Origin of the sequence: Actinokineospora sp. (assembly GCF_052390155.1) — a bacterium.
Classification (GTDB): Bacteria; Actinomycetota; Actinomycetes; order Mycobacteriales; family Pseudonocardiaceae; genus Actinokineospora.
Genome location: NZ_JBQTHF010000017.1, coordinates 1 through 21,465, shown reverse-complemented (window position 1 = coordinate 21,465; position 21,465 = coordinate 1). Strand labels below are relative to the sequence as shown.

Sequence of the window (21,465 nt, the reverse complement as noted above, 5' to 3'; positions counted from 1 at the left end):
TATGGCGGTATGCGGACTCCGGGGTGGTGGGCAGGGCTGAGCGCGCGGCGACGCGGGCTCGCGCGGGTGCTGGCCATCGCGGCCGTGACCGGGATGGTCGCCGTCGTGGTCCAGGTCGTGCGGAGTCCCGACGCGCCCGGCGGCATCGCCGAGCAGCGCAGGCCAGGGCCGGTCCTGCTGGTCCCCGGCTACGGCGGCGCCCGCGGCGCGCTGCTGGCCCTGGCCGAGCGGATCCGCCGCACCGGGCGCGCTGCGGACGTGCTGACGCTGCCCGGCGACGGCACCGGCGACCTCCAGGCCCAGGTGGCGGTGCTGAACCGGGCCGCGGCCGACGCGGTGGCCGCGGGCGCGCCGTCGGTCGACGTGATCGGCTACTCGGCGGGCGGCGTCGTCGTGCGGCTGTGGGTGGCTGGCGCGGACGGCGCGGCGGCCCGCCGGGTGATCACGCTCGGGGCGCCGCTGCACGGCACCCGGCTCGCCGCGGTGGGCGGCGCGCTGCTCCCCGGCGCCTGCCCGGTCGCGTGCAGGCAGCTCAGCCCCGGCAGCGCGCTGCTGACCGACCTCGACCGGACGCGGCTGCCCGCGACACTGCCGTGGCTGTCGGTGTGGACCGAGGACGACCGCATCGTGATCCCGCCGGACTCGGCACGGTTGCCGGGCGCGGTGAACGTGCCCGTGCAGCGCGTGTGCCCAGGGGTGGTGGTGGGCCATGCGCAGCTCCCGACCGACCCGGTGGTCACCGGCCTCGTCCTGCGCGCGTTGGGCACCGGCCCGTTGGTCGAGCCCGCGGCCGACGAGTGCCCCCGACTTCGCCTGGAAGGCAGCTAGCTGGTGATGTCCTTGGTGGCGAAGTTCGCCCAGGACGCGGCGAAGAACAGGGCTATGTAACAGGTCTGGAGCACCAGGCCGCGGTTGAGGTTGTGCCACAGGATCGGGTCGCGGAAGAAGTCGATCCAGGACAGCCAGTAGTTGGTGGGCAGGTACGCCTTGATCGGGTCGGCGGCCTCCAGGGTCTGCATGACCGAGCTGGCGATCAGCACCGCGAGCGCGGCGAGCGCCGCGCCGAGGCCCGAGTCGGACAGCGTGGACAGGAACAGCGCGATGCTGCCGAAACCCAGCATGCACACCACGATGTAGCCGATCGCGCCCGCCAGCCGGGCCGCCAGCTCGACCGGGCCGAGCGTGACCCCCGACAGCGACGTGACCGCGCCCTGCTGCCCGACCGCCTCGGCGCCCGTGCCGAACAGCAGCAACCCGACCGCCAGCGCGCTGACCACGACCATCAGCACCGCCAGCAGGATGAACGCGCCCAGCGTGACCAGCTTCGCGGCCAGCACCCGGACCCGGCTCACCGGCCGCACCAACAGATAGCGCAAGGTGCCCGCGGCGGCCTCGCCCGCGATCGCGTCCCCCGCGAACACCGCGACGGCCAGCGGCAGGAACACGGGCAGCACCATGGCCAGCGCCGCGGCCGGGTAGAGCGCGCCGTTGCGCAGGACCGCGGACAGGAACGCCCCACCCTGCCCCGGTGGCGGCGCGAGCTCGGACACCGACAGCAGGATCGCGACCAGCGCGGGCAGCGTGCAGAGCAGCAGGATGCTCAGCCACACCCGCGGCCGCAGAATCAGCTTGCGCAGCTCGACGGCGATCATTCCGGGCCGCCGATCCGGTCGCTGCCGTGGCCGGTCACGTCGAGGACCACCTGTTCCAGCGTCCGGTGTTCGGCCTCGATGGCCGACACCCGCACGCCGTGACCTACCAGGTGCGCGTTGAGTTCCGCCGCGTCGGCGTGCCGGATGATCACCCGCTCGCCGTCGCGCGCGACGACCTGGCCGTCCAGCAGCGCCGAGATCAGCGGCGCGTCCGGGCTGCGCACCAGCACCCGGCCGGTGGCCGCGCGCAGGGCCGCCAGGTCGTCCTGCAATACCAGCCTGCCCCGGTCCACGATGCCGACCCTGGTCCCCAGTTGCTCCACTTCGGACAGTAGGTGGCTGGACAGGAACACCGTGGTACCGGCCAGGTTCAGGGCGATCAGCAGGTCGCGGATCTCCCGGATGCCGCGCGGGTCGAGGCCGTTGGTCGGCTCGTCCAGGATGAGCAGCCGCGGCCTGCGCAGCAGCGCGGCGGCCAGCCCGAGCCGCTGCCGCATCCCCAGCGAGTACGCGGAAACCGGGCGGCGGTCGATCCCCGCCAGCCCGACCTGGTCGAGCGCGTCCTCGACCCGCCGAGTGCGGTCGCGCCTGCCGCCCGCGCCCGCCGCGTCGAACAGTTCGAGGTTGCGCCGGCCGGAGAGGTGCCGGTAGGCGGCAGGCCCCTCGACCAGCGACCCGATCGACGGCAGCACCGCGGCGGCGCGCGCGGGGATGGGTTTGCCGAGAACCTCGATCTCGCCGCTGGTCGCGTAGACGAGGCCGAGGAGCATGCGGACCAGGGTCGTCTTGCCCGAGCCGTTGGGACCGAGGAACGCGTAACGGTCGCCTTCGCGGACGTCGAGGTCGACGGCGTCCACCGCGAGGGTCCGGCCGTAGCGTTTGGTCAGCGCCCGGGTGACGATCATCGGCCGCTCCTGGGCACCAGCGACAGCTCGGCGGCCGCGTCGAGCAGGACCTGGGGGGCGACCAGACCGGCGAGCAGGTACCAGCGCCGGGCGACGTCCGACCGCGCGATCACCACGGACAGCGGCGCGATGGACAGCGACATCGCCCGGCCACCCGGCAGTTCGACGCTGGTGGCGCCCGCCTTGCCCGCCGCGTCCGACGCCGACGCGCCGACCTCGCGGGGCACCGGCAGCGCGATGAACGCGGACAGGTCCGTGCCGTACACCCCGACGCCGCGCACGCCGCCCGCGTCGGCCTCGCGCAGCGCCCGGCCCGCGAGCCGGGCGGGCGGTGGATCGCCGCCGAGCACGCCGAGGGCGTCGGCGATGTCCGGGGCCGCCACGACAGTGAACCCGGCGCCCGGAGCGAAGACCGGTGTGAGGACACCCGCGTCCGGCGCGGTGGTGCTCAGCTCGACGAACCGGCTGACGAGCACCGGGGTGTCCGCGCCGCGCGCGGTCACCTCGACGTGGACCGGCAGGCCGGTGTCCGCGTCGGCCCAGAGGTCCACGCGGCCGATCGTGGACGCCGGGTCGGCCGGGATCAGCCGCAGCCCGACCGCTTCCCGCCCGGCCACCCGACGCCCCGCGAGCGGGCTCACCGCGTCGTCGCCAGCCGTCGACAGCACGCGCCTGGCGAGATCCGGCGGCAGGAAGTCGCCCGCGCGGGGCAGTCGCACGGGGGCCTCGCCGAGCACCTGGGTCAGCAGGTTCGCGCCGTAGTCCCAGACGTACTCCCCGTCCGGTGTGCGGTACACGTCCCGCTCCCCGGCCGTGGAGACGACGTCGAACCGCCACCGGTCGGGCGACCCGTACCACGTGCGCACCCGGGTGGTGCCGGTCAGCAGCGCCGTCACGTCCTCGATCCGCGGCAGCTCGGGCAGCGCCAGCGTGCCGCGGACCTCGGCGAAGCCCTGGTGGGGCTGCCCGGCGGAAGCCAGCATCCGATCGCGCAGGTCGGCCGCGTCGACCGGCGCGCCCGCCGTGGGCAGGGCGGCCAGCACGGTCGGCGTCGCCAGCGCGACAGCGGCCATGGCCGCGACGAGCGACCATCGCCGGACAGTCCCGGACCGAACCACCGACAAGGGCCACCACCGCTCGCGTGCGTCGAATCGTCCCCCTCTTTCTACGCCGAGTCGCCGGGTGCCGTATCCCGGAGTGCCGAGCATCCGGGCACAGCCGCGGTTGACCGCGGCACGCAGGGTTCCCAGGCGTGCTTGCTGGGTTACCTTGTGCCCATGAGTTGGGCAGGGGCGCCGGCCACGGTGAACGACACCGTGGGCCCGCCTCCCCGCGAGGGCTACATCGGCCTCAGTGAACGCCATCTCCACGTCGCCGCCAGCCGGGCCGCGCTCTGGCTGCGCTGCATCGTGGTCGTGCTGTCGGGCGCCTTCGGCGTGTTCGCGGCGGACGCGGTCGACCTCGGGGCGGTGATCGCGCTCGTGGGCTGCGTGACCGGCTGGTGCGTGTTCCGACTCCGGCTGCGCCACAGCCTGCCGACGACCTGGTTCAGCGCGGTCGACGTGCTGATCGTGGTCACCGTGGGGCTGAGCCAGCTCGACATCGGCCCGCAGCCGGTCAGTAGCTGGGTGTTCGCGGTCGCCTCGATCACGTCCGTGACGTGCTTCTACGAGTGGCCGCACCGGCCGGTGGCCGCGTGGTGTGTCGCCGGGGCGAGCGTCGCGGGCTTCATGGTGGGCAACCTGCTCGCCGGGCCCGACGACGGGCTCCTCGGCGTCGGCGTGCGCCTGGCCGTGCAGACCCTGCTCGCCTGGGTGGGCTTCGTGCTGGTCCGCGGCGCCGCCCGGATCGCGGACCGGATCGCCGAACGGGCCGCCGTCCAGCGCAGGGACGCCTCGGTGGCCGTGGCGCGGCGGGCCGCCGAGCGCGAGTATCTGGCCATGCTGCACGACACCGCGAGCACCACCCTGCTGATGGTCTCGACCGGGTCGATCGACGACGTCGGCTGGCTGCCGGAGCGGGCGCGGCGGGACCTGGAGGCGCTGGGCACGGTTCCGGGCAGCGTGGCGCGGGAGATCGACCTCGCGAGCCTGCTGGGCAGGCTGGTCCATTATCCGGGGCTGCGGATCGACTGGGACGTCCGCGGTCCGCTGACCCTGCCCGCCGCCGCGGCGTTCGCGATCTTCTTCGGCGTGCGGGAGGCGCTGAACAACGTCCGGCAGCACGCGGGTGACACGCACACCACCCTGTGCGCCCACCAGCGCGACGGCGGCGGTGTGGCCGTGCGGGTGGTGGACCGGGGCCGCGGGTTCCGGCCCGCCGCGGTGTCGCCGCACCGACGGGGCATCTCGGCGTCCATTGTGGACCGGATGAGCGCCGTGGGCGGTCGGGCCGAGGTCACCTCGGCCGTCGGCGCCGGGACGACCGTGTGCTGGATGTGGCCCGCATGACCGAGCGAAGATCCGGCGGCGCCGCGATGATCCAGCACCGGTTGGTGACCGCGGTCCGCGCGGCCCTGCTGCTGGTGGCGCTGACTGTCCAGTTCGGACTCAGCGCCGCGCCGCCGGTGCGGACCTACAGCCGGGTCGGCGGGTCGTGGTCGGAGATCGCCGGATTCGCAGTGCTGGCGCTGGTCGGCGTGGGCGGCGCGTACTTCGTGCTGCGGCAGAAGAACATCCCGACGCCGATCCGCTGGAGCGGTGTCGCGCTGCTGTTGGCGGCGTCGGCGATCGTGTCCGCGGGCCTGCCGCCCGAGCCGACCGTCCGAGTGGAACACTGGTGCTTCGGCCTGATCGGGTGGTACGGGCTGGTCCTGCTCTTCGACCTGTCGCTGGCGGCCGTCGCGGCGTTCCTCGGTACGCACCTGGTGCTCGCCGTCGGCGAGGTCGTCCTGGTCGGCGCGCCGGGGCCCGCGCTGGCGTCGATGGCGATCTCCGCGGTGTCGGTCGCGGGCGCCCAACTCGGAGTGGGGATGGCCGCGGGCATCCTGCGCGGGATCGCGGTCTCCGCGAGCGCGTCGGCGCGGGCCGAAGAGCGGGTGCGCACCGACGAGGCCGCCGCGGAACACATGCACCGCGACCGCGAACAGCGTTACGCCGAACTGCTGGTGACCACCGCGCCGCTGCTCGCCGGGCTGGCGACCGGCACGCTCGACCCGGCCGCCGAGGACACCCGGCGGCGCTGCGCGGTCGACGCCGCGCGGATGCGCAGGCTCTTCGCGCAGGGCGACGACGTGTCCGACCATCTGGTGCACGAACTGCGCGCGGGCCTCGACGTCGCCGAACGCCACGGGGTCTCGGTGCAGCTGGCCGTGCGCGGTGAGCCGTGCCCGCTGGACACCGCGGTGCGCCGCGAATTGCTGGACTCGGTTTCGCAGGTACTCGTCCTGGCCACCTCCGGTGCGCGGGTGACGGTGCTGCGGTGCCCCGAACGGGTGCGGATGAGCGTCGTCACCGAGGTCGCCGAACCGCCGCCCGCCCCGGAATCCCGCCATGTCCGGGTGGACCGGGTCATGTCCGGGAATGTGCTCTGGATGGAGGCAGTGTGGGAGTCCGTGAACCCGTCACCGCTGCGGTGATCGACGACCACCCGGCGATCCTCGCGGGGGTGGAAGCCTGGTTCGCCGCGGCCGATCCGCCGATCGCGGTGGTCGCGACCGGCACGACGGCGAAGGCCGCGTGGACCCCGCCCGGGGACACCGCGCAGGTGGTGGTGCTGGATCTGCGGTTGTCGCCCGACCGGTCGGCGGCCTACGGCGACCTCCGCAGGCTGGTCGACGCGGGCAGGCAGGTCGTGGTCTACACCATGCGCGAGGACGAGCACGTCGCGCTGAACTGCCTCGAACTGGGGGCCGCCACCTACCTCACCAAGGCCGAGGGCAAGGACCACCTGGTCGCGGCGACGATCGCGGCGGCCGAGCACCGGCCCTACATCGCGCCCGCCCTCGCGGGGGCGATCGCGGCCAACGTCCGGCCCGCGCAGCCGCGGCTGTCCGCGCGCGAGCAGGAGGTGCTGGTCGAGTGGTTCCAGAGCGAGTCGAAACAGTTGGTGGCACAGCGGATCGGGGTCACCGTCCGCACCGTCAACACCTATCTCGACCGCGTGCGGCTCAAGTACGCCAACGTCGGCAGACCCGCCCGGACCAAGGCCGCGCTGGTCGCGCGGGCCATCCAGGACGGGCTGGTCGAAGCGGACGACCTGTGAGGTCAGGTGGCCAGTAGTTCGGCGGTCGGCGAGGCGTTCTCCCGGCGGGAAACCCAGTCGGCGATCGTCGCCACGGCCTGGTCCACCGGCACGCCGTTGATCTGGGTGCCGTCGCGGAAGCGGAAGGACACCGCGCCCGCCTCGACGTCGGCGCCGCCCGCGAGCAGCATGAACGGCACCTTCTGCGTGGTGTGGGTGCGGATCTTCTTCTGCATCCGGTCGTCGGAAGCGTCGACGTCGGCCCGGACTCCCTTGGCCCGCAACGCTTTGCGCACCTCGTGCAGGTGCTCCTCGTGCTCCTGCGCGATCGGGATGCCGACCACCTGGACCGGCGACAGCCAGGCCGGGAACGCGCCGGAGTAGTGCTCGGTGAGCACCGCGAAGAACCGCTCGATGGAGCCGAACAGCGCGCGGTGGATCATCACCGGCCGCTGCCGGGTGCCGTCGGCCGCGGAGTACTCCAACTCGAACGCCTCGGGCAGGTTGAAGTCCAACTGGATCGTGGACATCTGCCAGGTGCGGCCGAGCGCGTCGCGCGCCTGCACGGAGACCTTCGGCCCGTAGAACGCGGCGCCGCCCGGGTCCGGCACCAGTTCGAGCCCCGAGTCGGTCGCGGCCACCCGCAGCGCCTCGGTGGCCTTCGCCCAGATGTCGTCGGAGCCGACGTACTTCTCCTCGTTTCGGGTGGACAGCTCCAGGTAGAAGTCGTCCAAACCGAAGTCGCGCAACAGGTTCAGCACGAAGCCGAGCAGCGCCTTGAGCTCGTCCTGCACCTGGTCGGGGGTGCAGAAGATGTGCGCGTCGTCCTGCGTCATGCCGCGCACCCGGGTGAGCCCGTGGATCGTGCCGGACTTCTCGTAGCGGTACACCGAGCCGAACTCGAACATCCGCAGCGGCAGCTCGCGGTAGGACCGGCCGCGCGAGCGGAAGATCAGGTCGTGGAACGGGCAGTTCATCGGCTTGAGGAAGTAGTCCTGGCCGGGCTTGCGCACGGCGCCCTCGGCGTCGAGTTCCTCGTCGAGGTGCATGGCCGGGTACATGCCGTCGCGGTACCAGTCCAGGTGCCCGGAGGTCTGGAACAGGTTGCCCTTGGCGATGTGCGGCGAGTAGACGAAGTCGTAGCCCGCCTCGACGTGCCGCGCCCGCGAGTGGTTCTCCATCTCCTGGCGGATGATGCCGCCGCGCGGGTGGAACACCGCGAGCCCGGAGCCGATCTCGTCCGGGAACGAGAACAGGTCCAGCTCGGCGCCGAGCTTGCGGTGGTCGCGCTTCTCGGCCTCCGCGAGCAACTCCAGGTAGGCGTCGAGGGCTTCCGCGGACTCCCACGCGGTGCCGTAGACCCGTTGGAGCTGCTGGTTGTTCTGGTCGCCGCGCCAGTAGGCGGCGGCCGAGCGCATCAGCCGGAACGCCGGGATGTGCTTGGTGGTCGGCACATGCGGGCCGCGGCAGAGGTCGCCCCACACGGTCGCGCCGGTGCGCGGGTCGAGGTTGTCGTAGACGGTCAGCTCGCCGCCGCCGACCTCCATGACCTCCGAGGTGTCCACGTCGCTCTTGATGTCGACCAGTTCGAGCTTGAACGGCTCGGCGGCCAGCTCGGCCTTGGCCGCGTCCGTGGACTCCAGCACGCGGCGGGAGAACCGCTGCGCGCCCTTGATGATCTGCTTCATGCGCTTCTCCAGCGCGCGCAGGTCGTCGGGGGTGAACGGGCGCTCGACCTGGAAGTCGTAGTAGAAGCCGTCCTTGATCGGCGGGCCGATGCCGAGGTTCGCCTCGGGGAACTCCTGCTGCACCGCCTGGGCGAGCACGTGCGCGCAGGAGTGCCGGATGACGCTGCGCCCGTCCGCGCTGTCCGCAGTGACGAGCTCGACCTCCGCGTCGGCCGCGGGCGCCCACGACAGATCGCGCAGTTGCCCTTCGGCATCACGGACGACGACGATCGCCCGCGGCCCCTTCGCCTGGATGCCCGCGTCGCGGATCGCGGTACCGGCGGTCGTCCCGGCGGGCACCGTGATGCTCGACGGGATTACGGACGGCTCGGCACCTGATGGCGACACGGAAGCTCCTCAGACGGGACTTGGCTGACCACGCCGATGCTATCCCGGCCGCTGTCACCGCCCCGGACCTGGCTCGGTCCGGCGGAAACGACGATCGCCACGTCCGCGCGGAAATGTATCGGAAATGGACCGCCGACTTTAGTCGGGCTATTCACATCCACTTTTGTGGTGTGATTGTCGGCCGACTTTGGTCGCATTGGTCGCGGCCCGTTCGTCTGTTAATTTCCGGGCATGCCGAAAGCATTCGTGCCCCTGCTCGTGGGTGCCCTCGTTGTCTCGCTCGCCACGCCTGTTCTCGGTGACACCGAGTGGCACTCCGTCGGCCGGGGAATGGTCTCCGGGGTGAGCGGGGCGGCCTTGATTCGGCACAGCGCGACCGAGGTGGTCACGCTGGTGGTGCGGGACAACAAGAAGCCCGGCCAGAACCGGGCGGCGGTGGTGACGTTCCGCGAGGGCGCCGAGCCGGTGGTGGAGCCCCTGACGTGGCAGGGTGCGGAACCCGCCGACCTGGAGGCCGTCGACGCCGTTCCCGGCTCGCCCGCCGCGTCCCCGGCGCGGGATGTCTACGCCTGGCCGTTCGCCTGGGACTCGGTGTGGAATCTGCCGCTGGCCACCACGGCCGAGTATCAGGCGTTCGACCCCCGGTTCCAGTGGCTCTATCTGGACAAGGAAGACATCAGCGTCGACCCCGGATTCCCGGTCAAGACGGTCCGCCAGAACGACACGGGCGAGCGGAACCGGGTGCACACCGATCCGAAGCTCGAAGCGGACGGTTCGTGGAACCATTGCGCCACCCTGCTCATGGACACACCCGACAAGAAGACGGTCTTGCAGGGCCAGCCGATGACACTGACCAAAGGCGGCGACCCGTCCTGGAACTACTCGTGGAAGCCGCTTTCCCTTACCGGGCAGGGAATCGAGGGCTGTCACGGCGGATCGGGCCTGTCGGGCATCGGCGGCACCATCCGCGGCGGCGAACTCGTCGGTCCCCAGCCGATCCGGCACGCGCTGAAGCTGGGCATGAACTGCGGGCTGAGCTGCAGCAAGGCGAACAACGGTTTCCGCTGGCCCGCGTACAAGGCCGACAAGGGCTGGCAGGACCGCTATCACGGGACGAATCCGCACGTGAACATGGGTTCACTGATGGCTCTCCCGCCGGACTACGACCTGAGCTGGATCACCCGACCGGACGTCCGCAAGATCGCCGAAACACTCAAGACGTACGGCGCTTACATCGTCGATGCCACCGGCGGTAAGTCGACCAATTCCCTGGCGATGGACCAGAAGTACGCGCACGAATTCCCCAACATCGACTCGGCCGAAATGCGGACCGTGCTGCACAGCCTCGCGGTGATCACCAACAGCGGCCAGGCGACACCGGGTGGCGGTTCGTTGACTACGCCACGGCGAGCCGAGTGCGCGCCCGCGTTCGCCGATGGCACCGGGGGAGCACCGCCGAACTGCGGCGCGTCCGTACGGTGAATCGAGCCGCTGGGCTCGCGCCCTGGTCGGGGTGCAACGGGTGTGGCCGGACGGCGGTCAGGCCGCGGCGGCGTGGGTGGTGTTGCGCAGGGGTCTTCGCTGTCGGTCGAGGTAGGCGGGCGGGGTGAACTCCGGGAGCCCGTCGTCGGCGATTCGGACGTCCCATTCGCTGTGGTGGCACAGCCGGTGGTGCCGGGGACACAGCAAGATCAAGTTTTGCAGGCTGGTGGTACCTCCGTTGGCCCAAAACCGCACGTGATGGGCGGCGCAGGCGCGTGGTCTGCGGTCGCAGCCGGGGAAACAGCAGCCTCGATCGCGCAGGATCAGCGCGCGGCGCAGGTGGTTCGGGACTGTGTAGCGGGCGCGACCGACGTCGAGGGGCTGGCCCGCGCCGCCGAGCACGTACGGGATGACCTTGGCGTCGCAGGCGATCACGCGCGCCTGCGCGGCGCTGAGCGTGCCGGTTCCGTCGAGCAGGGCGCGACCGACGGTGGATTCCAGCGCCGTCAACGCGATCGTGACGTTGAGGTGTGGGCGTTCTCCCGCTTCGGTCGGCAGTTCGGGGGTGGCGATGGCCCGATCGAGGATCTCGGCGAGGGCGTCGCCGTCGCGCTCGGACTGTGCTCGCCGATCCGGCGTGTCCCCGGTGGAGCGCGGTTTGCCCAACGGACCCACCAACGCCTCGAACGTCGCGCCGTCCGCCGGGCACAACTCGAACCGGCCCCAGACCCGGCCATCGCGCCGCCTGCGCCAGGACAGGCGATTGCCCGGCTCGGGGATCGGCGTGTCCACGGGTTCGGGGCCGTCCTGGTCGAGCACCGCCAGCATCCGGTCGGCGCACGCGCGCAGTTCGATCGGATCAGCGGTGCGGGCCGACTTGGCCAACGCGGACTCGATCTCGGCGCGAGCCGGGGCGTCGACCCAGGTGGGACCTCGGCCATCGCCCGGGCGATCACCTCGATGTGCGCACCGTCGATCGCGGCATCGGCCAGCGCCGCCGCCGTCGCGGGCAGCGGCGGCGGGCTGACGTGGCCGATCGGCGTCGTCTCCGCGCGCACCTGCTCGGCCTGCACCAGCAGCCGCTTCGCCTGCCGGGGGCCGACTCTGGTCAGCGCCGACACGAGTTGGGCAGGCGAGCCGTACCCGGCGAGCCGGTGGATATCCTCGCGGTCGATCTCGCCCACCAGCGCCAGCAGTTCCGCGTAGTCGGCCCGCAGTCGCGTCAGCACCCCGGCGAGGGCATCAGCCAACGCCGGACCACGCGACGCCCAGAACCGGCCGGGGTCGTTGTGCTTGATCGCCAACTCGGACATGTGACCATCGTCCCGAGCACCACCGACAATTCCGGCCCCGCACCCGGTCCACACCGGCGACCCCACACCATCGAGTGAAAATCCCACGAAACCCTTGCGCGCCAACCGCGTTACCGGGCGGTTATGCCGGATCTACGGCGCGCTGCCATTCGATGCAGGTCGGCAGCGAACGGGTGTCCAGAAACTCGGCGAGCGCCTCGTACACGGTTTCCGGTGGAACCTCGGCATTCGGCGGAATGGATGTGTCGTACATTCCCGCCAGATAGTAGGTGGACCACTCCGGGTTGGCTCCGGCCTGTGGCACTTGACGCCCCCGTCCCGGCGACCACACGAGCACACCGACTGTGTTGTTGACCCCGATGGTCAAGGTCCGCCGATCGGATGACAAGGGGTCTGTCGGTCCGGCGGAGATACACCATGCCCAGGGGATCTCGACCCCGCCGGCATTCAATTCGCGGACTGCTGACACCAGGTCGTCGTTACCAGTGAGGTCGTCCACATTGATAAACGAGACTTCGAGAATGCTCGGGATCACTGTGGCGCCTTCCCCTCGTATGTCCGCTGGAACGGGCTTCCTTGAGCGTCGGTACCGAAGACGGTGAGTGTGCTTCCGTGTGGAATAAATGCGGGAAGATACTGGTCGCAACCCATTCTGGCCCTCGGTTCAGAACCGCACGGCGAATGGTTTATGACAACTTGGGCGCAGGTAGCTCCCGATGCGATCATCGCGGCTACAGCCTTCATCTCGACATGATTGTTGACGGCATAAACGTCATCATGAAGTCCGAGCGCTCGTATTCGTGAGTTGACTTCGCTGGTCCACGGGTCGTTTCGGGCCGCGTCGAGTGTGCCGAAGTCCTTGCCTCCGACCTGCAGGCGTCCGGTCATTGGCGAGTTGCGTTGCCCGCGCCGGACTCGGGGAGGAAGATCGTCGGAGTACGGCAACGCGCCCTCGGGATACCTGTCGCGATGTCTGTTTGCGAACCCTGTTGGTGCTGCCGGCGGCGGCAAGACAGGTGGGTTTTTTCGGGCACTTTCGCTGCCCACATTGCTTCAGGTACCGCCCTGCAGGGCGATCACCGCAGCGGAGTTGAGCCGTTCGCGAAGCTCGGCGAGCTTGTCGGCCAGGGTGTCCAATTCGCTCTGAACCGCTAGGGCGCACTGGATCAATTCTTGCCCGCGTGCTCCCCCCGCCTGCTGGATCGCCTGCACTACATTCTGAATCTGCGCGCTTGCGGTCCGTACGTGTTCTATCGGGAGAGCCTGGCTTGCCGCGTTCAGTGCGCCAGCGGCATGTTCGAGGTGTCCAGACATCGTAGGTCCACTCTCGTGCGGCGGTGGCGTCAGGAGGCGGGTTTGAGGGCTTTGAGCAAGGCGGGGATGTTGGCGGTGAGGGTGGGGCCGTGGGGGTTCTTGCTGTCGCGCACGGTGTCGAGGGTGTGGGCCAGCTCCACGCAATCGCCTTCTTGGCCGCTGTGGCTCGACTTGCGCCAACGGGGTGCCGTCATGATTGCTCCATGGTCGTGAGGACATCGGTGATTAACGTGAGAGATTCCGCCGGAGACATCGCTACACCGCGAATGATGTCCACGGCTGCGCGGTAGTCCTTGATGTCGTCGTCGTCGACGACGAACGCGCCGGTTCGGTGGTGCTCCAGGTAAACGATGGGCCGGAGTTCCTCGAACTCGTAGAGCAGGAATGGCCCCATGTGGCCTGGGTGCCAGGCGCCCGCCAGGCCGGCGATCTGGATGGTGACGGAGTCGACCTCGGCCATCTTCAGCAAGTGCCGCAGTTGATCGACCATCACCGCGTGGCCGCCGATCCCGCCACGAATCGCTGGTTCGCCGATGACGGCGATCAACCGCGTGGGATCGCGGCGAACGAGGGCGTCGCGGCGGGCCATGCGCATCAGGAGCCGTGTTTCGGTTTCGTCACGAGGCAGTGTGCCTGGGCCGAGCGTGGCACGGGCGTAGTCGCTGGTCTGGAGCAGGCCGGGAATGAGGAGCGGCGCCCACTGGGTGATGTGTCGGGCGGTGCGCTCGAACTCCAGCACGCTGGCCAACTGTTGGGCGACGCCGGGCAGGCCGGAGGTCAGCCAGTCGTCGGTCACGGTGTCGCGGGCCAGGGACAGGATGCGTTCGCGTTCCTCGCCGCCGATCTCCAGGCAGGCCAGTAGGGCGGACACGTCTTCGGCGTTGGGGACGGTCTGCCCGTTCTCCCAGCGGCCGACGGTGGTGTGTGCCACCTGGAGGCGGCGCGCCAGTTCGCGAGCACTGATACCGAAGCCGGTGCGCGCTTCCTGCAGCATCGCGGCCAGCGTGCGAGCGCGCGGGGCGCCTTCACTGAAACCTGCCATGGACGCACCCTAGCAGTCACGGGCAGTCAGCCGAACTCACCCGATCAGGGCATTGTGTAACTGGTGCGCACAATCCACTGTGGTGCACACCAGTTGTTCCACCTGCACCAGACCGCGTCACAACGCTACACCGGCTGTTCCAGGAGTCGAGATGCACCGCTACGAGGAGGACCGCTGGTCGGTCCCGTGTCGCGACGGTTCCGGCCGCCTGCGGGAGCTGGTCGTCTTCGTCACCGACGCGGCGGACGTGGCCATGCTGGCTCCGCCCGGCGAGGCGGCGGTGATCGGACTGGCAGACGTGGGCGCGGCCAAGGACGCCCTGACCGAAGCGCAGATCAGGGCGGTCGCCAGGCGGCAGTCCAGGTGAGCGACTGGGAAGTGACCGAGAAGCACCGGATGTGGCGGGAGTCGAGACAACGACATGAACGGAAACATCACGATCAGCTCGTGGGTGGCCATCCGCGAGGGCTGCCCGATGAAGGTCTCCGTCTTGGCGGGCGACGAGGCGGAGTTCACCTGCGGGACCAGGAGGGACGTATTCGAATTCATCATCGACTACGAGCCGCTCAGGGAACTGGTGCGGCTCGGCACCGCGGCGCTGGCCGAGATGGACGCACTACGCGCGGCGCCCGAGTCCGACTCGGCCGAGGAAGGTGCGGTGTGAGCCCGCTCGAATCCGGCGACCGGAGCCGCTGCCGCCCGCCGGACTCACGGCGTCAGAGGTCGCGGAGGCCGTGCAGGACGCGGGAAAGCAGGTCGATGGACGGGCCGTTCATGGTGGACTCGGTGCGGCCCGCGATCAGCAGGCCCAGGTCGATCATGTCGGCGATCACCACCCGGGCCGCGCCGATCGGCAGGCGGGTGTAGACGGCGATCTCGGCTACCGACAACGGGTCCACGCACAGTCGGCAGACGAAGCGGTGTTCCGCGGCCAGGGGTTCAGGGTGCGCCGTCGCGCTGGTCACCAGCAGGGTCTCCAGCGCGAGACCCACCCCCGACCTGGTGCGGCCGCCGGTCCGGGCGTAGGGCCGGACTATGTGCCTGCTCTCGTCCACCCCGCCGATTTCCTGCAGGTAGCGCTCGACCTGTTCGTCGCGGGCCGCGGTGGGGCCTGCCTCCGGCGGGTAGACCGTGACGGCGGCCTCCATCGAGTGCCTGCCCGACTCGGGCTCGGGCGCCAGCCCGACGATCTCGACGGTGTCGGTCACGCGTTCGTCGGCGAGGGGCGGGTCGGGGTCGAGCAGGTGGGCATCGGCGGCCTCTTCGGGAGCGCCGCCCGTGCCGGTGTTCTCACCGTCCGCGCGTGCGCCGTATATCCCGAAGAGGTCCATGGCCAGCCGCCTATCTCAGTCCGCCGTACATCGTCACACGATCCCGAGCAGGACTCGAAGGGGATGTGCCACGAAGTACAGGGCGAACAGCGCCGCGACCGTCCACAGCAGGGGATGGATCTCCCTGGCGCGGCCCTGGAAAGCACGCAGGACGACGAAGGTGATCATGCCCGCGCCGAGGCCCGCGGCGATCGAGTAGGTGAACGGCATCAGCACCGCGGTCAGCAGGCACGGGACCACGATGCCGACGTCGCTGAAGTCGATCCGGCGGATCTGCGAGGTCATCGCCAGCCCGACGATCACCAGCGCGGGCGTGGCCGCCTCGAACGGCACCACCGACACCAGCGGCACGACGAACATCGCGGCCAGGAACATCGTCCCGGTGATCAGGTTCGCGAAGCCGGTGCGCGCGCCCTCGCCGATGCCCGCGGCGGACTCGATGTAGGTCGTGTTGGACGAACTCGACACCACCCCGCCCGCGGTGGCCGCGAGCGAGTCGACCAGGAGCACCTGGCCGACCCTGGGTACCCGGCCGTCCCGATCCAGCAACCGCGCCTCACTGCTCAGGCCCACCACGGTGCCCATGGTGTCGAAGAAGTCCGACAGCAACAAGGTGAACACGATCATCAGCGCCGCGAGCACGCCCACGCGGCTGAAACCGCCAAGGGGATCGACGTCGCCGATGAGGGACAGATCGGGAAAGGCGAAGAAATCGGTCGGCACGGTGGGCACGTTCAGTTGCCAACCGGTCGCTACGCGTTGACCATTGACGAACGCCGGGCCCGGTCGAAAGATCGCCTCGATCAGGATGGCGACCACGGTGGCCGACGCCATGCCGATGATGATCGCGCCGCGTATCCGGCGCATGACGAGCACCGCGGTGAGCAGGAGCCCGAAAACGAATACCGCGGTCGGCCAGCCGTACAATTCCCCGCCGATTCCGAGACCGACCGGGACCGTGGTACCCGCGACGTCCGGGACGCGCCGGACGAAACCGGCGTCGACCAGTCCGATGAAGGCGATGAACAAGCCGATGCCGACGCTCATCGCGGTTTTGAGGTCATTGGGTATCGCGTGCAGGATCGCGGTGCGGACTTTGGTGAGGACCAGCAGGGTGATCACGACGCCCTCGACGAGGACCAGCCCCATGGCCTCCGGCCAGGACATCTTGGACGCGACCGCCACAGCCAGGAAGGAGTTCAGCCCCAGGCCGACCGCGATGGCGAACGGGTAGCGGCCGACGATCCCCATGAGGATGGTCAGCAGGCCCGCCGCGAGGCAGGTGACACTGCCCACCGCGGCGATGCTGGTGGGGATGTCCTTGGCGTTTCCGAGCAGATTTCCGTCCGCGTCCAGAACCGTGCCGATGATCAGTGGATTGAGTACCACGATATAGGACATCGCGAAGAAGGTCGCGAATCCGCCGCGTACTTCGCGGCCGATATTGGAGCCGCGCGCGCTGATCTCGAAATAGCGGTCCACGGCGCCGACCGCTCCGCTTTTCGGCGCTGGCTTTCGCGGCGCCGCGGGCGGAGTTCGATTCGTAACCATACTTTGGTAATCTCCTGTTAACCGACTCAGCCGTCGTGATCATCGACAGGTTTCGAAAACCAATACGATAGACTGCGCGCGACGTTCGTCAAGGGCCATTCAGGGGCCGTTGGTCCGCCCGGCACCCTGCGAGGTGCAACTTGCCAGGCAGTCGAAATCTGCCGCGTGGGCCTGCTCGGACTAGTTGATCTTGGGATGTCGGGAGCGGGCACCGATCTCACCCAGCCGCCCAAGACGTGGCGGCTCACCCCGGACGAGCGGCTGGTGCTGGTCGCGATGGGTCAGCGGTACCTGCTGCACGAGGCCCGGCCGCAGCCGCTGTCCCGGCAGCAGACCGCCGAGCTGCTCGCCGAACTCCAGCCGCACTCGACGTGGACGCACCGCCGGGTGGAGCACATGGTCATCGACGTGCGGGCCCGGCTGTCCACGGGCGGGGTATACGGGCTCGTCCGGGAGGAAGTCGGCGAACCGGTCGGCAACGCGCTCAACGACAACCTGTTCCGCGAACTCGTGCTCTCCACCACGCTGGTGCCGCCGGACCTCGCCCTACTCGATCCGCCGCCAGGGCGGAACCCCGCATCGGACTGACCCTGCGCGTCGTGTCCCCGGCCCGCGCCCGCTCGTACGGTGATCGCGACGGAGCGGGGGGACGATGGGTGTCGACCAGGCCCGGCTGGCGGCCGGGCGGCGCGAGTGGCTCGGGCTGGGCGTCATCGTGCTCGCCTGCCTGCTGGTGTCGATGGACACCAGCGTGCTGTTCCACGCCGTTCCCGCGCTGACCCTCGACCTCGGCCCGAGCCCCGGCCAGCTCCTGTGGATCATGGACAGCTACGGCTTCCTGCTGGCGGGCCTGCTGATCGCGATGGGCGCGCTCGGCGACCGGATCGGCAGGCGCAGGCTGCTGCTGCTGGGCGCCGTGGGCTTCGGGGCCGCGTCGGTGCTGACCGCGTTCGCCGACAGCGCGGAACTGGTGATCGTCGGGCGGGTGCTGCTCGGCGTCGCGGGGGCGACGATCGCGCCGTCCACGCTGGCGCTGATCCGCACCATGTTCCCCGACCCGGCGCGGCGCCGGTCCGCGATCGCGTTGTGGACGGCGGGTTTCGGGGCGGGCGCGATGATCGGGCCGATCGTCGCGGGTGTCCTTTTGGAACGGTTCTGGTGGGGGTCGGTGTTCCTCGTCAACGTCCCGGTGATGGTCCTGCTGCTGGCCGCGGGACCCGTGCTGCTGCCGGAGTTCCGCGGTCGCGCGGTGGGCCGGTTCGACGTGCCGGGCGCGCTGCTGTCCCTCGCGGCGGTGCTGTCGGTGATCTACGGCGGCAAGCGGCTCGCCGAAGGCGACGCCGGTGTGGTCTCGGTGGCCGCGGTCGCGGCCGGGTGTCTGCTCGGTGTCGTTTTCCTTCGCAGGCAACGGGATTCGGCGAATCCGCTGCTCGATCCGACACTGTTTCGGGACCGCCGCTTCAGTGCCGCGCTCGCGACGACGGTCGTGTTGCAGTTCGCCCTCCTGGGCATGATCCTGTTCAGCTCGCTGTACTTCCTCGTGGTGCTGCGGATCAGTCCGTTCGGTGCCGCGCTCTGGCGGCTGCCCGCCATCGGCACCCTGGTGCTCGGTCTCGTCCTCGGCGGGATCATGGCGAAACGCTTGCGGGCCAGGACAATCGTCGTCGCGGGCCTGCTGACCGCGGCCGCCGGGTTCGGGCTGCCTGCGACGGTCACCGACGACACCGGCCTGGTCGCCGTGGTCGTCGGCGGCAGCGTGCTGACCACCGGGCTGGGCATGGTGATCGTGCTGGCCACCGATCTCGTGCTGGCCGCCGCGCCGCCCGAGCGGGCGGGCACGGCGTCGGCGCTGTCCGAGACGGCCACCGAACTCGGTGGTGCGCTGGGAATCGCGGTACTCGGCAGCATTTCCGCGGCGGTCTACCGGGTCGGTGTCGGCGACGCGATTCCCGCCGCCGTTCCCGCCGACACCGCGCGCGGCTCCCTCGCCGAGGCGATCCGGGTCGCCGACGGCCTGCCCGAGCCCGCCCGCTCCGCGCTCGCCGACGCGGCCGTCGGCGCGTTCGCCGACGGCATGCGGGTCGCCGTCGTGGTCGGCTGCGCGGCGCTGGTGGCCATGGCCGCGGCGGTCGCGCTGCTGACCCCGGACGACCGCGGGTGACCGCCGCGCCGGGGGCACCAGTCGGCACCGCTGCCCAGGTGGGCCCGCGGGCTTGACGGCTGTGTTTCACTCGGCCCCAAGAAGCGGCCGGTCGGGCGAGAGGATGCCGCTGGTGTCAGGTGGGGACGGCTGACGATGCCGCCTGGGGACGGGTCGCTGGTCGAGCGGGACGGCGAGGCCGCCGAACTGGCCGACGCCCTGCGCGCGCTGGACCGGCGCCGGGGATCTCTCATCGTCGTCGGCGGGCCGCTCGGCGTCGGCAAGACCGCCCTGCTGCACGGGTTCGGCGCGGCGGCCGCGGCCACGGGCGCGCTGGTGCTGCGGGCCACCGCCGCCGCGGTCGAGCGCAGGCTCCCGGTCGGCGTGCTGCGGCAGTTGTGCGAGCCCGCGGTGACCGAGCTGACCGAGGCCGAACGGGTCCGCGTGGTGGCGGGGGTGTCGGAGCACGTGCGGCCGCTGTTCACCGCGCACGGCAGCGCGGCGGGCAGCGAGTGGCTCGTGCCCGACCAGCAGGCGCTGCTGCCCGCGCTGCGCCACCTGCTCACCGTGCTCGGCGAGCGGGCCCCGGTGGTGCTGCTCATCGACGACGTGCAGTGGGCCGACGAGGCGTCCCAGCGCGGCCTCGGGTACCTGGTGAACCGGCTCGACGTGGTGCCCGTGCTCGTGGTCGTCACCGTCCGCGAGGGCGGCGCGGACACCCGGGCGCCGCGGGTCCGGCACCTGATCGAGCACGCGGACCGGCTGCTGCGGCCCGCGCCACTGACCCTCGACGGCGTGCGGTCGCTGGTCCACCTGGTGTGCGGGGAGCCGGGCACCGACGTGTTCGTGCGGGCCTGCCACGCCATGTCCGGCGGAAACCCGCTGATCGCCCGGTGCGTGCTCGCCGAACTGGCCGCGGCGGGCCGCCTGCCCACCGACGACAGCGTCGAGCTGGTCCACACCCTCGCGCCGGTCGCGCTGGGCGAGCGGGTGCTGGCCCGGGTGCGCCCGCAACCAGAGGCCGTGCACGCGTTCCTGCGCGCGGTGGGCTGCCTGGGCGACGCCGCCGACCCGGACCTCGTCGCGCTGCTCACCGGGCTCGACGCGGTCGGGTACGCCGAGGTCGTGCGTTCGCTGGCCCAGCAGGGGCTGCTGGTGCCGGGCCCACCCGCGCGGTTCGTGCACGCGGCCGTGCGCGCCGCGGTCGACGTGCTGACCCCCGCGGCGGAGACCGAGCGGCTGCACGTGGCCGCCGCGACCCTGTTGTACCGCACGGGTTCGCCCGCCGAGGAGGTCGCCGCGCACCTGGTCGCCGTACCGTCCCAACAGGACGCCTGGGCGGTCGACTCGCTGCGGGAGGCCGCCGAGTCCGCCGCGGCCCGCGGTGCCGCCGCGGCCGCCGCCCGGTACCTCCGGCGGGCCCTGCTCGACACCGCCGCGGAGAGCGTCGACCGAGCCGAGTTGCTGCTGGAACTGGCCGCGGTGGAGCGCGTGGACGACACGTCCACGTCGGTTCGGCACATCCTGGAGGCGGTGTCGCTGGTGCGCTCGGTGTCGGCGCGGGCCTCGGCGGTGGCCCGGCTCTCGCCGCTCGCGCTGGCCACTGCACCGGCCGCGGTCACCGAGGTGGTGCGGCAGGTGGCGGCGGAGTGCGGCGACGCCGACGCGCTCACCGGCACCGAGCGGGAACTGGCGCTGCGCATGGAGGCCCGCGTGCGCGCCGTCGACCACGGCGACCCGCACCGGCTGGCGGACGCGGTGCGCCGACTGCGTGGTCTGGACCACAACCGGGCCATGGCCACGCCTGCGGGGCGGGAACTGCTGGCCGTGCTCCTGGAGTCGGCGGTGCTCACCGGGTCGGTGTCCAGTGTGGAGGTCGCCCGGCTCGGCCACGGCATCCTCGCGCTCGAATCCCCCACCGGCCACGCGCACACCGCCGTGCCGATGGTGCTCACCGCGCTCGCCATCGCCGACCAGGCCGCCCACGCCGAGTCGTGGTCGGACATCGCGCTGGAGGTGTCCCGGCGCGAACACGACCCGGCCGCGACGGCCGTCGCGCGGATCGGCCAGGCGCTGGTGCACGTCGGCGCGGGCCGGGTGGGCGAGGGCACCGCGCAGGCCACCGCCGCGATGGCGTCGATGGGCGAGCGGTGGCTGGAGACGGCCACCGTGGCGGGCCTGCTGCGGCTCGCGACCGCGGTGGAACTCGACGGCCGGGAGTTCACCGCCCAGATCGTCGAGACCTGCGGCCACCGCACCGACCACCCCGTGGTCGTCGCGCTGACCCGGCTCGCCGCGGCCGCCCACGCCTACGCGGCCGACGACCTGCGGCTGGCCCTGGAGCACCTGCAGGACTGCGGGCGGCAGGTGGACCGGGCCGGGTGGCGCAACCCCCCGGTGCTGCCGGGGCGGACCAGCGCCCCGGGGGTGCGCCACCCGCTCGGCGACCCCCAGGCGGCGCTGCGGCGCGCCGAGACC

21 protein-coding genes and 1 pseudogene are annotated in these 21,465 nt (G+C 71.3%); 10 read left to right on the top strand and 12 right to left on the bottom strand.

From position 1 onward, the window contains the following. Positions 1 to 9 precede the first annotated feature (9 nt). Positions 10 to 828, top strand: a complete 819-nt coding sequence (locus ACT4N7_RS06390) for an esterase/lipase family protein (protein ID WP_444827653.1) — start codon at positions 10 to 12, stop codon at positions 826 to 828. Here the strand turns inward: ACT4N7_RS06390 and ACT4N7_RS06385 are convergent. Genes ACT4N7_RS06385 through ACT4N7_RS06375 form a run of 3 tightly spaced genes read right to left on the bottom strand, consistent with a single transcriptional unit; the run spans position 825 to position 3,630 of the window. Then, a complete protein-coding gene (locus ACT4N7_RS06385; protein WP_444827652.1) occupies positions 825 to 1,652 on the bottom strand; it encodes an ABC transporter permease in 828 nt (275 codons plus the stop codon). The genes ACT4N7_RS06390 and ACT4N7_RS06385 overlap by 4 nt on opposite strands. Then, on the bottom strand, positions 1,649 to 2,557 hold the full coding sequence (locus ACT4N7_RS06380) for an ABC transporter ATP-binding protein (RefSeq protein ID WP_444827651.1): 909 nt from the start codon (positions 2,555 to 2,557) through the stop codon (positions 1,649 to 1,651). Before ACT4N7_RS06380 ends, ACT4N7_RS06385 begins: the two co-directional genes overlap by 4 nt. Continuing rightward, positions 2,554 to 3,630, bottom strand: a complete 1,077-nt coding sequence (locus tag ACT4N7_RS06375) for a hypothetical protein (RefSeq protein ID WP_444827650.1) — start codon at positions 3,628 to 3,630, stop codon at positions 2,554 to 2,556. The genes ACT4N7_RS06380 and ACT4N7_RS06375 overlap by 4 nt, the downstream gene beginning before the upstream one ends. Before the next feature lie 231 nt (positions 3,631 to 3,861). Here ACT4N7_RS06375 and ACT4N7_RS06370 point away from each other — a divergent pair, with 231 nt between their 5' ends. The 3 genes from ACT4N7_RS06370 to ACT4N7_RS06360 are packed head-to-tail and all read left to right on the top strand — an operon-like array spanning position 3,862 to position 6,760. Then, the gene (locus tag ACT4N7_RS06370; protein WP_444827649.1) at positions 3,862 to 5,007 is read left to right on the top strand and encodes a sensor histidine kinase; all 1,146 of its coding nucleotides are present in this window, start codon (positions 3,862 to 3,864) and stop codon (positions 5,005 to 5,007) included. Further along, on the top strand, positions 5,004 to 6,134 hold the full coding sequence (locus ACT4N7_RS06365; RefSeq protein WP_444827648.1) for a hypothetical protein: 1,131 nt from the start codon (positions 5,004 to 5,006) through the stop codon (positions 6,132 to 6,134). The genes ACT4N7_RS06370 and ACT4N7_RS06365 overlap by 4 nt, the downstream gene beginning before the upstream one ends. Further along, positions 6,101 to 6,760, top strand: coding sequence for a response regulator (locus ACT4N7_RS06360; protein ID WP_444827647.1), 660 nt, complete (start codon positions 6,101 to 6,103; stop codon positions 6,758 to 6,760). The genes ACT4N7_RS06365 and ACT4N7_RS06360 overlap by 34 nt, the downstream gene beginning before the upstream one ends. Positions 6,761 to 6,762: 2 nt before the next feature. Here ACT4N7_RS06360 and thrS read toward each other — a convergent pair whose 3' ends face one another. Continuing rightward, complete coding sequence (thrS, locus tag ACT4N7_RS06355; RefSeq protein WP_444827702.1) at positions 6,763 to 8,772, bottom strand: threonine--tRNA ligase; 2,010 nt, start codon at positions 8,770 to 8,772, stop codon at positions 6,763 to 6,765. Positions 8,773 to 9,045: 273 nt separating this feature from the next. On the opposite strand from thrS, the gene ACT4N7_RS06350 reads away from it, so the two are divergent. Next, positions 9,046 to 10,296 (top strand): hypothetical protein, encoded by a 1,251-nt coding sequence (locus ACT4N7_RS06350; RefSeq protein WP_444827646.1) that lies wholly within the window; start codon positions 9,046 to 9,048, stop codon positions 10,294 to 10,296. Between the two features lie 57 nt (positions 10,297 to 10,353). Here ACT4N7_RS06350 and ACT4N7_RS06345 read toward each other — a convergent pair. The 6 genes and pseudogenes from ACT4N7_RS06345 to ACT4N7_RS06320 all read right to left on the bottom strand — a co-directional run bounded on the left by ACT4N7_RS06345 (position 10,354) and on the right by ACT4N7_RS06320 (position 13,965). Further along, a pseudogene (locus ACT4N7_RS06345) lies at positions 10,354 to 11,609 on the bottom strand (DUF222 domain-containing protein). 121 nt (positions 11,610 to 11,730) lie between these two features. Beyond that, positions 11,731 to 12,144 carry an Imm1 family immunity protein gene (locus ACT4N7_RS06340; RefSeq protein WP_444827645.1) on the bottom strand — a complete coding sequence of 138 codons (414 nt, stop codon included), beginning with the start codon at positions 12,142 to 12,144 and terminating at the stop codon, positions 11,731 to 11,733. Beyond that, a complete protein-coding gene (locus ACT4N7_RS06335; RefSeq protein WP_444827644.1) occupies positions 12,141 to 12,497 on the bottom strand; it encodes a DddA-like double-stranded DNA deaminase toxin in 357 nt (118 codons plus the stop codon). The genes ACT4N7_RS06340 and ACT4N7_RS06335 overlap by 4 nt, the downstream gene beginning before the upstream one ends. 165 nt (positions 12,498 to 12,662) lie before the next feature. Continuing rightward, complete coding sequence (locus tag ACT4N7_RS06330; protein ID WP_444827643.1) at positions 12,663 to 12,923, bottom strand: hypothetical protein; 261 nt, start codon at positions 12,921 to 12,923, stop codon at positions 12,663 to 12,665. A 29-nt stretch (positions 12,924 to 12,952) separates the two neighbouring features. Further along, complete coding sequence (locus ACT4N7_RS06325; protein WP_444827642.1) at positions 12,953 to 13,117, bottom strand: DUF397 domain-containing protein; 165 nt, start codon at positions 13,115 to 13,117, stop codon at positions 12,953 to 12,955. Beyond that, complete coding sequence (locus tag ACT4N7_RS06320) at positions 13,114 to 13,965, bottom strand: helix-turn-helix domain-containing protein (RefSeq protein ID WP_444827641.1); 852 nt, start codon at positions 13,963 to 13,965, stop codon at positions 13,114 to 13,116. The genes ACT4N7_RS06325 and ACT4N7_RS06320 overlap by 4 nt, the downstream gene beginning before the upstream one ends. 151 nt (positions 13,966 to 14,116) lie before the next feature. Between ACT4N7_RS06320 and ACT4N7_RS06315 the strand changes: the two genes are divergently transcribed. Together ACT4N7_RS06315 and ACT4N7_RS06310 are read left to right on the top strand one after the other, a co-directional pair. Beyond that, positions 14,117 to 14,332 (top strand): hypothetical protein, encoded by a 216-nt coding sequence (locus tag ACT4N7_RS06315; RefSeq protein ID WP_444827640.1) that lies wholly within the window; start codon positions 14,117 to 14,119, stop codon positions 14,330 to 14,332. A gap of 54 nt (positions 14,333 to 14,386) precedes the next feature. Continuing rightward, positions 14,387 to 14,629: a hypothetical protein gene (locus ACT4N7_RS06310; RefSeq protein ID WP_444827639.1), complete on the top strand. Its 243-nt coding sequence runs from the start codon at positions 14,387 to 14,389 to the stop codon at positions 14,627 to 14,629. A gap of 52 nt (positions 14,630 to 14,681) precedes the next feature. On the opposite strand, the gene ACT4N7_RS06305 is transcribed toward ACT4N7_RS06310, so the two are convergent. Both ACT4N7_RS06305 and ACT4N7_RS06300 read right to left on the bottom strand, forming a co-directional pair. Then, positions 14,682 to 15,296 (bottom strand): DUF742 domain-containing protein, encoded by a 615-nt coding sequence (locus tag ACT4N7_RS06305; protein ID WP_444827638.1) that lies wholly within the window; start codon positions 15,294 to 15,296, stop codon positions 14,682 to 14,684. Positions 15,297 to 15,329: 33 nt separating this feature from the next. Continuing rightward, on the bottom strand, positions 15,330 to 16,778 hold the full coding sequence (locus tag ACT4N7_RS06300) for an NCS2 family permease (RefSeq protein ID WP_444827637.1): 1,449 nt from the start codon (positions 16,776 to 16,778) through the stop codon (positions 15,330 to 15,332). Between the two features lie 264 nt (positions 16,779 to 17,042). On the opposite strand from ACT4N7_RS06300, the gene ACT4N7_RS06295 reads away from it, so the two are divergent. The 3 genes from ACT4N7_RS06295 to ACT4N7_RS06285 all read left to right on the top strand — a co-directional run. Then, complete coding sequence (locus ACT4N7_RS06295) at positions 17,043 to 17,435, top strand: hypothetical protein (RefSeq protein ID WP_444827636.1); 393 nt, start codon at positions 17,043 to 17,045, stop codon at positions 17,433 to 17,435. A 64-nt stretch (positions 17,436 to 17,499) separates the two neighbouring features. Beyond that, entirely contained in the window at positions 17,500 to 19,008 is a 1,509-nt protein-coding gene (locus ACT4N7_RS06290) for an MFS transporter (protein ID WP_444827635.1), read from the top strand. Positions 19,009 to 19,143: 135 nt separating this feature from the next. Beyond that, a partial coding sequence (locus ACT4N7_RS06285; protein ID WP_444827634.1) for an AAA family ATPase occupies positions 19,144 to 21,465 on the top strand: 2,322 nt, incomplete at its 3' end.

What these genes read in the sequence shown, in the direction of transcription:
- ACT4N7_RS06390 (WP_444827653.1), top strand. Translation starts at nt 10, where the DNA reads ATGCGGACTCCGGGGTGGTGGGCAGGGCTGAGCGCGCGGCGACGCGGG.
- ACT4N7_RS06385 (WP_444827652.1), bottom strand. Translation starts at nt 1,652, where the DNA reads ATGATCGCCGTCGAGCTGCGCAAGCTGATTCTGCGGCCGCGGGTGTGG.
- ACT4N7_RS06380 (WP_444827651.1), bottom strand. Translation starts at nt 2,557, where the DNA reads ATGATCGTCACCCGGGCGCTGACCAAACGCTACGGCCGGACCCTCGCG.
- ACT4N7_RS06375 (WP_444827650.1), bottom strand. Translation starts at nt 3,630, where the DNA reads ATGGCCGCTGTCGCGCTGGCGACGCCGACCGTGCTGGCCGCCCTGCCC.
- ACT4N7_RS06365 (WP_444827648.1), top strand. Translation starts at nt 5,004, where the DNA reads ATGACCGAGCGAAGATCCGGCGGCGCCGCGATGATCCAGCACCGGTTG.
- ACT4N7_RS06350 (WP_444827646.1), top strand. Translation starts at nt 9,046, where the DNA reads ATGCCGAAAGCATTCGTGCCCCTGCTCGTGGGTGCCCTCGTTGTCTCG.
- ACT4N7_RS06335 (WP_444827644.1), bottom strand. Translation starts at nt 12,497, where the DNA reads ATGACCGGACGCCTGCAGGTCGGAGGCAAGGACTTCGGCACACTCGAC.
- ACT4N7_RS06330 (WP_444827643.1), bottom strand. Translation starts at nt 12,923, where the DNA reads ATGTCTGGACACCTCGAACATGCCGCTGGCGCACTGAACGCGGCAAGC.
- ACT4N7_RS06325 (WP_444827642.1), bottom strand. Translation starts at nt 13,117, where the DNA reads ATGACGGCACCCCGTTGGCGCAAGTCGAGCCACAGCGGCCAAGAAGGC.
- ACT4N7_RS06320 (WP_444827641.1), bottom strand. Translation starts at nt 13,965, where the DNA reads ATGGCAGGTTTCAGTGAAGGCGCCCCGCGCGCTCGCACGCTGGCCGCG.
- ACT4N7_RS06315 (WP_444827640.1), top strand. Translation starts at nt 14,117, where the DNA reads ATGCACCGCTACGAGGAGGACCGCTGGTCGGTCCCGTGTCGCGACGGT.
- ACT4N7_RS06310 (WP_444827639.1), top strand. Translation starts at nt 14,387, where the DNA reads ATGAACGGAAACATCACGATCAGCTCGTGGGTGGCCATCCGCGAGGGC.
- ACT4N7_RS06305 (WP_444827638.1), bottom strand. Translation starts at nt 15,296, where the DNA reads ATGGACCTCTTCGGGATATACGGCGCACGCGCGGACGGTGAGAACACC.
- ACT4N7_RS06295 (WP_444827636.1), top strand. Translation starts at nt 17,043, where the DNA reads ATGTCGGGAGCGGGCACCGATCTCACCCAGCCGCCCAAGACGTGGCGG.
- ACT4N7_RS06290 (WP_444827635.1), top strand. Translation starts at nt 17,500, where the DNA reads ATGGGTGTCGACCAGGCCCGGCTGGCGGCCGGGCGGCGCGAGTGGCTC.